The sequence below is a fragment of the Maricurvus nonylphenolicus genome (genome assembly GCF_042854845.1).
In the GTDB taxonomy this organism is placed as follows: domain Bacteria; phylum Pseudomonadota; class Gammaproteobacteria; order Pseudomonadales; family Cellvibrionaceae; genus Maricurvus; species Maricurvus nonylphenolicus.
Genome location: NZ_AP031498.1, coordinates 1,423,671 through 1,437,103 on the forward strand (window position 1 = coordinate 1,423,671; position 13,433 = coordinate 1,437,103).

General features: G+C 50.7%; 11 protein-coding genes. 9 read left to right on the plus strand and 2 right to left on the minus strand.

Features of this window, described 5'->3' with window-relative positions:
• Positions 1 to 44 precede the first annotated feature (44 nt).
• Positions 45 to 362: an SCP2 sterol-binding domain-containing protein gene (locus ACGHZ6_RS05970; protein ID WP_390617901.1), complete on the minus strand. Its 318-nt coding sequence runs from the start codon at positions 360 to 362 to the stop codon at positions 45 to 47.
• A 299-nt stretch (positions 363 to 661) separates the two neighbouring features.
• On the opposite strand from ACGHZ6_RS05970, the gene ACGHZ6_RS05975 reads away from it, so the two are divergent.
• From ACGHZ6_RS05975 to ACGHZ6_RS06010, 8 genes are all read left to right on the plus strand, one after another.
• The gene (locus tag ACGHZ6_RS05975; RefSeq protein WP_390617902.1) at positions 662 to 1,303 is read left to right on the plus strand and encodes a glutathione S-transferase family protein; all 642 of its coding nucleotides are present in this window, start codon (positions 662 to 664) and stop codon (positions 1,301 to 1,303) included.
• A 38-nt stretch (positions 1,304 to 1,341) separates the two neighbouring features.
• The gene (locus ACGHZ6_RS05980; RefSeq protein ID WP_390617903.1) at positions 1,342 to 2,964 is read left to right on the plus strand and encodes an acyl-CoA carboxylase subunit beta; all 1,623 of its coding nucleotides are present in this window, start codon (positions 1,342 to 1,344) and stop codon (positions 2,962 to 2,964) included.
• A gap of 50 nt (positions 2,965 to 3,014) precedes the next feature.
• Positions 3,015 to 4,994 (plus strand): acetyl/propionyl/methylcrotonyl-CoA carboxylase subunit alpha, encoded by a 1,980-nt coding sequence (locus tag ACGHZ6_RS05985; protein WP_390617904.1) that lies wholly within the window; start codon positions 3,015 to 3,017, stop codon positions 4,992 to 4,994.
• Between the two features lie 39 nt (positions 4,995 to 5,033).
• Positions 5,034 to 6,800 carry an acyclic terpene utilization AtuA family protein gene (locus ACGHZ6_RS05990; RefSeq protein ID WP_390617905.1) on the plus strand — a complete coding sequence of 589 codons (1,767 nt, stop codon included), beginning with the start codon at positions 5,034 to 5,036 and terminating at the stop codon, positions 6,798 to 6,800.
• A 160-nt stretch (positions 6,801 to 6,960) separates the two neighbouring features.
• Positions 6,961 to 7,767 carry an enoyl-CoA hydratase/isomerase family protein gene (locus ACGHZ6_RS05995; RefSeq protein ID WP_390617906.1) on the plus strand — a complete coding sequence of 269 codons (807 nt, stop codon included), beginning with the start codon at positions 6,961 to 6,963 and terminating at the stop codon, positions 7,765 to 7,767.
• Between the two features lie 175 nt (positions 7,768 to 7,942).
• A complete protein-coding gene (locus ACGHZ6_RS06000; protein WP_390617907.1) occupies positions 7,943 to 9,088 on the plus strand; it encodes an acyl-CoA dehydrogenase family protein in 1,146 nt (381 codons plus the stop codon).
• 61 nt (positions 9,089 to 9,149) lie between these two features.
• Positions 9,150 to 9,923 carry an SDR family NAD(P)-dependent oxidoreductase gene (locus ACGHZ6_RS06005; protein WP_390617908.1) on the plus strand — a complete coding sequence of 258 codons (774 nt, stop codon included), beginning with the start codon at positions 9,150 to 9,152 and terminating at the stop codon, positions 9,921 to 9,923.
• A gap of 212 nt (positions 9,924 to 10,135) precedes the next feature.
• On the plus strand, positions 10,136 to 11,098 hold the full coding sequence (locus tag ACGHZ6_RS06010; protein ID WP_390617909.1) for an alpha/beta hydrolase: 963 nt from the start codon (positions 10,136 to 10,138) through the stop codon (positions 11,096 to 11,098).
• Positions 11,099 to 11,617: 519 nt separating this feature from the next.
• Here ACGHZ6_RS06010 and ACGHZ6_RS06015 read toward each other — a convergent pair.
• On the minus strand, positions 11,618 to 11,983 hold the full coding sequence (locus tag ACGHZ6_RS06015; protein ID WP_390617910.1) for a TetR/AcrR family transcriptional regulator: 366 nt from the start codon (positions 11,981 to 11,983) through the stop codon (positions 11,618 to 11,620).
• 196 nt (positions 11,984 to 12,179) lie between these two features.
• Between ACGHZ6_RS06015 and ACGHZ6_RS06020 the strand changes: the two genes are divergently transcribed.
• Positions 12,180 to 13,388 carry an acetyl-CoA C-acetyltransferase gene (locus tag ACGHZ6_RS06020; protein WP_390617911.1) on the plus strand — a complete coding sequence of 403 codons (1,209 nt, stop codon included), beginning with the start codon at positions 12,180 to 12,182 and terminating at the stop codon, positions 13,386 to 13,388.
• Positions 13,389 to 13,433 lie beyond the last annotated feature (45 nt).

Consider the following 13,433-nt stretch of genomic DNA (forward strand, 5'->3'; position numbering starts at 1 on the left):
CTTTCAGGACAGAGCCTGGTTCGCCGCCCAAGACAGCACTCAGCTCAAAAACTCAAAGGGAACAAGGTCTCCATCTTCTGTGCCAGCGTCTTGTTGCCTTTAAATCTCAGCTTGCCGGTCACGAATGCCGCCATACCATTGATGCTGCCGTCAGCAACACCAATAAAGGTAGCCACACTAGTGGTAAAAGTAACGGAAGGCTCCGCGTGCTCGCCCTTGACGATCTCGTGCTCGTTGTCTTTGATAACGATGTAGAAGCTTTCATCGCCTTTAAAGTGATACTGGAATACTTCGTCCATGCCAGCGGCAGCGGCAGGGTTGAAAGACTCATTCAGTTTTGCAATTAGATCATCAACAGTCATAGCTATGTCCTAAAGATTTTATTTATTGAAAAGAAGACACTCGAATTAAAAATTCGAAAAGCCTGCTATATAGCATATAGCAATTATCTTGATTGATCGACCAAGTTAGGGTAATGTGTATGGCACACGCGATGGTCGATAATGATTTTTGGCCATCGAGGGTTCTGTGTTCATCCAGCGACGCTAAATCGTTGCATATGTTCGCTGGCACTGCGCTTATGCCCGCAGTTATCGTAATGTTGGGCGGCTCAGAAGAAATCATGCGCGACCTCGCCCCGCGCCAGTATGGAGTTTAACGAATGACCATTAAAGTTTGGCACACCCACCAGGCACGCTCTATGCGGGTCCTATGGGCGTTGGAAGAGATGGGGTTGGACTATGAAGTTATTTCCATGGCCTTTCCACCACGCTTCACCCAGCCTGAATATCTCGAAATCAACGAGCTGGGCACCATTCCCTATATGATCGATGGCGACACCCATATGACCGAGTCATGCGGTATTCCATTGTATCTGGTGGAGCGCTACGGCAAACACGAGTTTGGCCTGAAGCCCGACCATCCGGAGTACGGCGATTATCTCAATTGGCTGTTCCACAGTGACGCCACCCTGACTTTTCCGCAGACGGTTTATATCCGCTACACCCTGCAAGAGCCGCCTGAGCGTGGCCTGCAAGAGGCGGCGACAGACTATATGAAATGGTTTCACGCCCGCTTGCGCAAGCTGAACAAGCACCTGGAAGATGGCCGCGAGTACCTGGTCGACAACCGCTTTACCGTTGCCGATATAACCATTGCCTATGCGTTGTTTTTGGGGGAGAACCTGAAAATTGATGAGCGCTATAAGCCCCAGGTACGCGATTACCTGAATCGCATGAAAGAGCGCCCGGCTTTCCAAAAAGTGGCCAAGATTGGTGAAGAGTTCACTCAAATAACCAAATAAGTAAGCGAATTAAGAAAACAGCAACAGGAATTTAAGTTATGGCGGTTATCGAATCTCAGCTGGATACGCAGTCCGATGCGTTTAAAAACAATTTAAAAGTGATGACGGCAGCGGTAGACGAATTTCGCGGTATTGAGCGCCGCGTGATTGAAGCGGCAGAGGCCAAGGCAGATCGTTACATTAAAAAAGGCTATATCCCTCCTCGCGAGCGCTTGAGTTTGCTGCTGGATGCCGGAGCACCCTTTCTCGAGCTATCAAGCCTGGCCGGCTATATGCAAGACGAAGATACCGATGGTACTGGTGCCGGTGGTAGCTATATAGCCGGTATCGGTTATATCGGTGGTGTTCGCTGTGTGGTGGCGGTTGACGATTACCTGACCAAAGGCGGCAGCATCGGCCCAATGGGTGGGAAAAAGCGGCTGCGTATGCTGAACATCGCTATGAAAAACAAATTGCCCATGGTGAACCTTTCCCAAAGTGGCGGCGGAAACCTGAAATTAGCAAGTGATACCTTTGGCGAATCTGGAAGTGTGTTTGCTTTGCAGTGTCGCCTGTCCGCTGCAGGCATTCCGCAAATCACGGTTGTTCATGGCAGTGCTACCGCAGGTGGTGCTTATCAGCCAACGCTTTCTGACTACCTGATTCTGGTGCGAAAACAATCCACCATGTACTTGGCGGGCCCTCCGTTGTTGAAAGCGGCCACCGGTGAAATCGCCACCGATGAAGAATTGGGTGGTGCGGAGATGCACAGTGAAGTTGCCGGTACCAACGATTACCTGGCCGAGAACGATGCCGACGGTATTCGTATTGCCCGTGACGTGACCAAAAAACTCGGTTGGAACAAAAATCAGCCTCTGCACGCCGAAGTGTCCTATCAGGAACCTCTGTACGCGGCAGAAGAATTGCGTGGCATTGTGCCAGAAGATGCAAAAACCCCGTTTGATATGCGCGAGGTGATCGCCCGTATCGCCGACGGTTCTGACTTCTTGGAATTCAAAGCTGATTTCGATAACGGCACCCTGTGTGGCCATATGGAAATTGAAGGTCAGCCCTGTGGTGTCATCGGTAACAACAGCCCGATTACCGCCAAAGGTGCTGCCAAGGCGGCACAGTTTATTCAGTTGTGTGAGCAGTCTGGCACGCCCCTGTTGTTCTTAACCAACACCACCGGCTTCCTGGTCGGTACTGAGCCAGAACAAGCCGGCATTATTAAACACGGTGCCAAATTTATTCAGGCCGTGACCAATTGCACCGTACCAAAAGTCACCATCATCGTGAGCGGCTCTTACGGTGCGGGTAACTATGCCATGGCTGGCCGCGGTATGGATCCGCGCTTCCTGTTCGCCTGGCCTCGCAGTGTGGTGTCAATAATGGGTCCGGCGCAAGCCGGTAGTGTTTTGCGTCAGGTAGCAGAAGCCAAAATGGCTCGAGCCGGTGAGATTACTGAGCAGATGCGTGCTTCGGTCGACGCTCTGGAAAAAGACACGACTGAGACTATGGAAGCCAACTCCAATGCCCTGGCCAATACGGCGCGGGTTTGGGACGATGGCATGATTGATCCCGCCGATACCCGAGCGGTGGTGGCGTTTGCCTTAAGTGTTTGTCGCGAAGGCGATGAGCGTGAGCTCAACAGCAATACTTTTGGTATTGGACGTTTATAAGACCCGTCTTCTTATAAGATCAGTCTAGGCAAAATTAGGAATCAAAAATCATGAGTAAAATTACCAAAGTATTAGTTGCCAACCGTGGCGAAATTGCCGTTCGTGTGATGCGCACCGCCCGCGACCTGGGTTATCGCACTGTTGCTGTGTACAGTGAAGCCGATGCCGGTGCACTGCACGTACAGGAAGCCGATCAGGCGGTGTGTATTGGTCCTGCGGCTGTGGGTGAGTCTTACCTGGTCGCCGATAAAATACTGGCCGCCGCCAAGCAAACCGGCGCCGATGCCATTCACCCGGGTTACGGTTTCCTGTCAGAAAACGCGGCTTTTTCAGAAACCTGTGAAGCGGAGGGTATTACCTTTATCGGCCCTCGTAGTGAAGCCATTAACCTGATGGGCAGCAAGCGTCTGTCTAAAATCGCTATGATCGATGCCGGCGTACCTTGCATTCCCGGTTATCAGGATGCCGATCAGTCCGATGAAACCCTGCTGGCTAAAGCCAAGGACATTGGTTTCCCGCTAATGGTTAAAGCCTCCGCCGGTGGTGGTGGCCGCGGCATGCGTCTGGTATTCGAAGAAAGCGAACTGGCTGAACAAATTCGCACTGCACGCTCTGAAGCCGAAACTGCCTTTGGCAGTGGCGAACTGATTCTGGAGCGTGCCGTTATCGAACCACGCCATATTGAAATTCAGGTATTTGCCGATGAACACGGCAATGCGGTGTACCTGGGCGAGCGCGATTGTTCCATCCAGCGTCGTCACCAGAAAGTGGTGGAAGAAGCACCGTCTCCCTTTGTTGACCCCGAGCTGCGCCAACGTATGGGTGAAGCTGCCGTTAACGCTGCCAAAGCCTGTAACTATCGCGGTGCCGGTACGGTGGAATTTCTGGTAGATGCCGACAAGAATTTCTACTTCCTGGAAATGAACACGCGCCTGCAGGTAGAGCACCCGGTTACCGAGCTGATTACTGGTTTGGACCTGGTGGCCTGGCAATTAAAAGTTGCTGCAGGTGAAAAGCTGCCGCTGACACAAGATGATGTCGAGCTAAACGGCCACGCGGTTGAGGTACGCCTTTACGCCGAAGATCCTCGCAATAACTTTATGCCACAAACCGGTCAAGTACGTTTATGGGACTACCCGGAACGCGCCGGCATCCGTATGGATCACGGTATTCAAACCGGTCAGGAAGTCAGCCCTTTCTATGACCCGATGATTGCCAAAGTCATTGCCTACGGTGATAACCGTGCCGAAGCGATTCGTCGCCTAGCCTCTGCGGTTCAGGACACTCAACTGCTGGGCATGAACAACAACAAACTGTTCCTGCAAAACGTACTGCGTCATGAAGTGTTTGGTGCCGGTGAAGCGACTACCGCGTTTATTGAGCAGCACTTTAGCAGTGATGTCAGTATGGATCAAAAAGAGCCATCCGCTACCACCCTTGCTAAAGCCGCTTTACTCTTCTTTCAGCGCTCAATTGAAGCCGGCCAGGATGCTAAATTCCACTGGAGCCGCTCTACCCCGCAAAGTTACGCATACAAGCTGGAGTTCGATGGCAAAGCCACTAGCGTTAATCTGACCGAAAACGAACATCAGTTTGAGATCAGCGTTGTTAAAGACGGCGCAGATGAAGAAAGAACAACATTGGAGTTCGTTTCCCAAGATGAAAACACCTGTGTCTTTATCGAAAACGGTGTACGCGAAACTCTGAACTTTGCCTTCGATAACAAGACCCTGTACCTGGATGACGGTACCGGTCACTTTATCCTTGAAGATGTAACTCACCAACCTGCTGCCGCTGCCGGTGGTGCCGGTAGTGGTCAGGTGAAAGCCTCCATGGACGGTGCCATTGCCGAAGTACTGGTGCAAGAAGGTGATACCGTTGAAGCCGGTCAAACCCTGGTGGTACTGGAAGCCATGAAGATGGAGCACCCACTGAAAGCCGGCATTAGCGGCACCGTAACGGCAGTTAGCTGTGAGGCCGGTCAGCAGGTTAAATCCAAGCAGTTACTGATCAGCGTAGAAGGCGAGTAATACTCGCCTGCAAAAACGTTAAAACACAGGAATAAAGTTATGACTGATGTAATCAAAATTGCTAACTGCAGTGGCTTTTACGGCGATAAATTATCCGCTGCACTGGAGATGGTCGAAGGCGGTCCCATTGATGTACTGACCGGTGACTACCTGGCCGAGCTGACCATGGCTATCTTGTATGGCCAAAAAATGAAAAGAAACACCGGTTATGTCGGTACCTTTTTAAAGCAAGTGAAACAAGTCCTGAAGCCGTGTATTGAAAAAAATATCAAAATAGTCAGTAACGCTGGTGGCTTAAATCCAGCGGCTATGGCTGATGCAGTAAAAGAAATTGCCAAAGAGCTAAACCTTGACGTCAAGGTTGCCTATATAGACGGTGATGACTTAGCGCCGCGTATGCAAGAGTTGCAGGCCGAAGGCGAAGCCTTTGTAAATATGGACACAGGCGCAAAGCTGGCCGACAACAAAAATAAGCTGTTGACCGCCAACGCCTATCTGGGTGCCTGGGGTATCAAAGAGGCGCTGGATCAAGGCGCCGATATCGTGATCTGCCCTCGTGTTACCGATGCCGCCGTTGTGATTGGCCCCGCTGCCTGGAAATTTAACTGGCAGCGCACCGATTACGACGCCCTGGCAGGTGCGTTAGCTGCAGGCCATGTGATCGAGTGTGGCCAGCAGGCCACCGGCGGTAACTACGCCTTTTTTCAGGAAGTACCAAGCTTCGACAAGCCCGGCTACCCCATTGCCGAGATTGAAGCCAACGGTAACTTCACGGTAACTAAACACCCAGGTACCGCTGGTTTAGTATCGGTAGGCACCGTTAAATCTCAACTGCTGTATGAAATTGGTGATCCGGCCTACAAAAACCCGGATGTAATTGGCCACTTCGACACCTTGAGTATTGAACAAACCGGTGAAGATCGTGTTTACGTCAGTGGCTGTAAAGGCTCCTGCCCACCGCCAAGTCATAAAGTCTGTATCAATACCCTGGGCGGTTTCCGCAATGGCTTTGAGATCATGCTCACCGGCCTGGATATTGAAGCCAAAGCCAAGGTATTCACCGATGCTTTTTTCAACAATATTGGCGGCAAAGATCAATTTGACGATGTCTCCATCGAACTGCTGCGCACTGATAAAGAAAATCCACAGTGCAACGAAGAAGCCTTCGCCCGCTTGCGCATTATCGCCAAGTCCAGTGACAAGGATCTGGTCGGTCGTCTGTTCAGTGCCAAAATGATTGAAATCGCCCTGGCCAATATTCCCGGTTTAGGCCCGATGAATCCTATCGGTAATGGCGAGAGTTTCCTGGTGTACTGGCCAACTTTGGTGGACAGTCAATATATCACCGAGTATGTGCATATTGATGATCAAGTTACTGAAGTTACGCCGACCAGCCAGCTTGATCTGGAAACAGTAAACCATGAGGTCGTAGCTGCTGAAGTACCCGCCGCACCAACGGGTGAGATGGTAAGTATTCCTTTCGGCCGTTTATTCGGTACTCGCTCCGGCGATAAAGGTGGCTGCGCCAATGTCGGTGTCTGGGCGATCAGTGAAGAAGCCTACGGATTCCTGCACGAGTTTTTAACCGTCGATCGATTAAAAGCCCTGATGCCTGAAACCGCCGACCTGGAAGTCGTTCGCTACGACCTGGCCAATATTCATTCCCTGAACTTCTTTATCAAAGGCATTCTGGGCGAGGGCGTTGCCTCATCGGTCCGTATGGACGCACAGGCGAAAACGATGGGTGAATACCTGCGGGCTAAAGTGATTGAAGTACCAGCAGTGTTAGCAAACAAAATCCAATAAAGGGTTATTACCTCCGTAGGAGCCCGCTCCGAGGGCGAATGGGTATGGCACGTTGCAGAAAGATTTTTCGCGGTACCCGATAAAGCGGGGCAGGCTCTCAGAGCCCGCTCCTACAGCAAAAAACTGTTGTAGATTCAAAAAAATTAATGAGTACAGAATCATGTCTGAAGAAAAATTATCCCTGCAAGGCCTGGTTTTTGAAGCCGTTGAGCTTGAGGTCAAGAACCACATCCTGACCATCACCCTAAACCGCCCCAAGCGCAAAAACGCCATCAACCCCACCATGGCCGCTGAGATTATCTACGCTCTGGATTACGCCAAACAGGAACGTGATATTCGCGTTGTGGTACTGGCCGCTAACGGCGATGTTTTCTGTGCTGGCGGCGACTTATCCGCCATGAGCGGCAAAGCTCAGGAAACCACCTCAACCGTACCAGTACGTGGTGGACAGGACGATCTTGCCCTGCGCCTCCGCCACCTCAACAAACCGTCGATTGCCTGCGTTCAAGGCAATCTGTTTGCCGGTGCCTTATTGTTCCTCTGCAACGTTACCCACGCCATTGCCGCCGAGGGTGTGAAGTTTTCCGCACCTGAAATCAAACGCGGTATCTGGCCTTTTATGGTGATGGGCGGGTTATTCCGAGTTATGCCGCAACGCGCCGCATTGGATTTTGTCATGCGCGGCAATGCCATTTCAACCGAGCAAGCTGAAAAGTGGGGCCTGATTAACGAGGCAGTACCGGCTGATTCATTACAGGATCACGTCGCCAGTTTGGCTACTGAATTGGCTAGCCTCGCCCCAGGAACCATGAGTCTTGGCTTAGCAGCCTATGTTCAACAGGATAATATGGACTTTGACAGCGCGCTGCCGTTTTTACGTGATCAGTTAAACGCCTGCCTGCAAAGCGCGGATGCCAAAGAAGGCATTACCGCCTTTTTTGAAAAACGCGAGCCCAAGTGGGATTAATTCTCTCTTTACGCGCGAGGTCGAATGCACGGGGTCAGATCACGATTTTTACGCCGTTTGTAAAAATGTGCTCTGACCCCTTACTTCTGCGTAATCACCTTCAATAACCCGGAAAAGAAAAACGCCTTCAATAGTGTGGCCTGGGTCGCATTGGCATCGAGACGGAGTATTAACAATGATCCCAAGAACCATTTTTGAACAGGAACACGAACAGTTCCGCGAGAGTGTCCGCAAGTTTTTTGAATCCCATGCTGTGCCTTACCATGCCCAGTGGGAAAAGGATGGCCAGATTGATCGTGCCCTTTGGAACAAGGCCGGTGAGATGGGTTTTCTGGCCCCCTCGGTACCTGAAGAATACGGTGGTATGGGGCTGGATTATCTCTATAACACCGTTATGGATGAAGAGATGGCAAAGCTGGGGCTTAGCGGACCAGGATTCCATTTGCACAACGATGTTACCGTGCCTTACCTGGTTAATCATGCCAGTGAGGCGCAAAAGCAGAAATATCTGCCCAAGTGTCTGAGCGGTGAAATGATTGTCGCCATTGCGATGACCGAACCCGGCACTGGCTCTGACCTGCAAGGGGTAAAAACCACGGCGATTGCCGATGGTGATGAGTATGTTATCAATGGTTCGAAAACCTTTATCACTAACGGTCAGCAGGCCGATTTGGTGATTGTGGTGTGTAAAACTGACCCCAATGCCGGCGCCAAAGGCATCAGTTTGCTTCTTGTAGAAGCCGGCACTCCCGGTTTTGAGAAAGGCACTAACCTTGAAAAAATAGGCCTCAAAGCTCAGGACACCTCCGAATTGTTCTTCCAGGATGTGCGTGTACCCAAAGAGAATATGTTGGGTGAAGAGGGTATGGGTTTTGTCTACCTGATGCAGGATTTGCCCCAGGAGCGCTTGACCATTGCTGTTATGGCCACTGCGGGTATGGAGGCAACTCTGCAGCAGACAGTGGATTACGTGAAAGAGCGCAAGGCCTTCGGTCAGCCCATCGCCAATTTCCAGAATACCCAGTTCAAGCTGGCGCAAATGGATTCAGAAATTACCGCCATGCGCGTATTTGTCGACCGCTGTATTGAATTGCATGTGCAGGGCAAGCTGGATGCAGTCACCGCCTCCAAAGCCAAGATGCTGGCGTCCGATCTGCAGAACAAGGTGATCGATGAATGCCTGCAGTTGCACGGTGGTTACGGTTATATGTGGGAGTTCCCGGTAGCCCGTGCCTACGCCGATGCCCGTATTCAGCGTATCTATGGCGGTACCAATGAAGTGATGAAAATAATTATCGGCCGTGCATTGTTGGCTGATTAATTATGTAAGAGGGGGCTCCTCCGCACAGATGTTTACACATTAAATTGAGGTAGGTAAAAACATGGATATTTCAGGAAAGGTTGCGATTGTTACCGGTGGCGCATCGGGTTTAGGTGAAGCGACTGTACGCGCTTATGTAGAAAAAGGCGGTAAGGTCGCCATCTTTGACATGAACGCCGAGCGTGGCGCCGCACTGGTGAATGAGCTGGGTACCGACAAGGTAGCCTTCTTTAACGTTAACATAGCCGATGAAGAATCCGTAAAAGCGGGCATTGCCGGTGTTGTGGAAAAGTTTGGTTCCATCCATATCTGTAACAACTTTGCCGGTATCGGTGATGCGGTTAAAACCCTGGGTAAGGATGGCGTTCACCCGCTGGATCGCTACAAGCGTGTGCTGGACATTAACCTGATCGGTACTTTTAATGTTGCCCGTTACGCTGCCGAGCAGATGGAAAAGAACGAGCCGTTTAATGAGCACGGCGGTCGCGGTGTGATCATCAATACCGCGTCTGTTGCAGCCTACGAAGGTCAAATCGGCCAGGTGGCCTACAGTGCCTCCAAAGGCGGTATTGTTGGCATGACCCTACCCATGGCTCGCGATCTGGCGTCCATCGGTATTCGCGTAAACACCATCGTGCCAGGCACGATTCACACACCTTTGTTTGACACGGTCCCAGAGGCCGCCATAAATGGCCTATCTCAAGCTGTATTAAACCCCAAACGTCTGGGACGCCCGGAAGAAATTGCTCACTTGTCTGTGATGATGGCAGAGAACGAATACCTCAATGGCGAGTGTATTCGTCTTGATGGTGGTATTCGTATGCAGCCTCGATAAACGGCTGCCAGTAGAGCCGAGTTGAAAGCGAAAGGGGATGCTTGATAAATCTGTGGGAGTTGGCGGGTAAGAATTTCTTTGAAGAGAAATTTTTCAGCTCTCTTAAACGTTGCCCTGGCGAGATTTTGCCGGGGTGGATCATGTTCAGGCTTTTAATGCCCGGATACCCATTGTGGCCCTAGGGGTAGCCATAATTGCATCGGGAGTTCCAGATGAAAGTAACCAAGCAGATGCTGCACGAAGACCTGCGTGCGCATTTTAGACCGTTAAGTGCGTTTGCTGCCATTGGCAAATACAAACCGACAATACAGCTGATGAACGCATTAAGCAGGTTGTCGAAAGGTAAAAATATCGAAAGCCTTGACTGCGATGAATACTCTGTTCCCAGTAGTGATGGGGATTGGAATATACGCACCCGAGTCTACCGGCCGAAGCATGCTACCGAAAAGCTGCCGGTGATGCTCTACATACACGGTGGGGGGTATATCACGGGTAACCCTGAGGGGTTTGGGTTTGTTGTCGAGCGTTTTATCAAAACCAGGCCCTGTGTGGTTGTTGCTCCAGACTATCGTAAAGCCTATACACAACCTTTTCCTGCCGGCTTTAACGACTGCTACGATACCTTAATGTGGGCAAAAAACAACGCTGAGAAATTGGCTATTGATAGCGACAAGGTCATTGTCGCCGGGCACAGTGCCGGTGGCGGATTAACCGCTGCGGTCACCCTTAAGGCCCGGGATACCCAGGATGTTGATATCGCTTTTCAGATGCCGATTTATCCCATGATCGACGACCTTCAACCCGCAGACCCGGATCGTTATATCAAGACTCCGGTGTGGGATACCGCGATGAATAAAATGGGGTGGGGTGCCTACCTGTCGGACCTTCACAAGCAGGGCGTTGACATTCCCGCCTACGCGGCACCAGCCCGGAATACGGATTATCGCGGATTGCCTCCCACCATTACCTTTGTCGGTTCGTTGGAGCCCTTCTACCAGGAGACGCTCGACTACGTAGAGGCACTTAAGCAAGAAAGCGTGGATGTTGCTTTTAAGCTCTATGACGGCTGCTTTCACGCTTTTGAATTCCTGAGTCCGAATACCAAGGTCAGTAAAGATGCGCGCGATTTTACCTTTGACAGTTATGCGGATTTTTATGATCGATACGTGAGCTAATTTTCAGGCTTTTTTTAGGCCGAATAGATGAGACCCAACACAACATGACCTACTAGGTCATGTTGTGTTGGGTCGCTCTCAGACGCTGGAATGGTGTATGACCGGTCGAATCTTCGGGGCGCAAGAGGCGTTAAACGGAGGCTTGGTGCGGTCTGTTCACGCGCCGGGGCATCTTCAGTCGAGCGCAATCCGCTGACGCGCGTGAGGGAGTTGCCAGTTTCCTGGAGAAACGGCCACCTGATTATCCGGATAAAGTATTGGAAAATATGCCGGAGTTTTTCCCTTGGTGGCAATCACTTCCCTATGAAAGTGACCTCTAGTTATCTGTTTCGATACTCCCGGGGCGAACAGCCGTGCCAGGATGTAAAGCTTAAGAACTCTTCCTATTCTTCTTCTACATCGTCATAAATGGATGTCGATACATGTAACTGCGGCAATACGCAAAACCCGTCCATCAACATCACTGAGGATGTCAAGAAACTATCCGTTACCAAACAACGCTTAGAGTTGGATAGCCCTTCAAAACACATTTATAAAATCTTGAGGGTGATGTGGGCAATACTGTTGTTGATTTCTAATGACAGATGTTCGTAGCTCATGATGGGCTCCAAACAGGGTGGCGGCAAAGAACAGGCGAATCGCTATAGCCGGATTAGTTTCCTTGCGCACCTTGGCAAGAATCGTGTAGGTACGATCAGAAAATAGATGCAGAGCTTCGATAAAAAGCTGGCGCTTATCACCGAAGGCGGCATAAAGGCTGCTACGACTGATTTCCATTGAAGTCAGGAGTTGCCGCAATGAGGTGGCAGTATAACCTTGTCGCCAGAACAGGTGCATGGCCGCTTGCAGGGCTTTTTGTCGGTCGAATTCTTTTGGGCGGGCCATGCTATCTCACTAATTATCAAGTTATGGACTAGTCGAGCTCTATTTGATTGGTCGACCAAGTTAGGGTAGAGTGTGGCACATACGGTGGTTATTAATGATCTTTGGTTATCATTTTTACTTTTAATGACAGATGACAGATGAGAGATTTAAGACAGAACCGTAATAATTCTCTCAATAACTACAGAAGAGACAAAAGATGACTAATCACGTTTATATCTACGACGCCGTACGTACTCCCCGTAGTAAGGGTAAGAAAGACGGCAGCTTGCACGAAGTTAAGCCTATCGATCTGGGCGCTGGTCTGTTTAAAGGCCTGCAGTCTCGCCATGATCTGGAAACTTCCTACGTTGATGATGTGGTGATGGGCTGTGTAACGCCGATAGGTGAGCAGGGTTCCAATATTGCCAAAATGATTGTTCAAAATGCTGACTGGGATGAGTCTGTAGCCGGTGTTCAGCTGGACCGTTTCTGCGCCTCTGGTCTGGAAGCCGTAAACATGGCTGCTCAGAAGATTGCTTCTGGCTGGGAAGACCTGGTTGTTGCCGGTGGTGTTGAGTGTATGTCTCGTGTACCTATGGGCTCCAACGGTGGTGCTATGGGTAGCGATGCTGCTTTCTCACTGAAGACTGGCTTCGTACCTCAGGGTATTGGCGCCGATGTGATCGCTAGTCTGGACGGCTACAGCCGTGAAGACGTGGATGCCTTTGCCATGGAATCCCAAAAGCGTGCCGCCCATGCCCGTGATAACGGTTACTTTGATAAGTCAGTCTTACCAGTGCTGGACAAGAATGGCCTGACCATTCTGGAAAAAGACGACTTCATCAAGCCAAACACCACCATGGAAGGCCTGGGTAACCTGAAAGCCTCTTTCGAAATGATGGGCAGCTTCGGTTTTGACGATATCATTCTGAAGAAATACAACACCCTGGAAAAAGTGAACCACGTGCATACCCCAGGTAACTCCTCCGGTATTGTTGATGGCGCCTCTGCGGTACTGATCGGTAGTGAGAAAGCCGGTAAAGATCTGGACCTGACGCCACGTGGTCGTATTGTGTCTACTGCGGTTCTGGCTAACTGCCCAATCATCATGTTGACCGGCCCTGGTCCTGCTGCCAAGAAAGCCCTGGATAAAGCTGGCCTGAAAGCCTCCGACATTGATTTGTGGGAAATTAACGAAGCCTTCGCTTCTGTTGCCATGCGTTACATGAAAGACCTGGATATCAGCCACGAAGTCACCAACGTTAACGGTGGTGCGATTGCCATGGGTCACCCACTGGGTGCCACCGGTGCCATGCTGGTTAGCATCATGCTGGACGAGCTGGAGCGTCGCGGTCTGAAGCGCGCCATGCTGTCACTGTGTGTGGGCGGTGGTATGGGTATTTCTACCATTATTGAGCGCGTGTAATACGAAATTACTCCCGAAAAGTTAATGTCATTCCTGCGTAGGCAG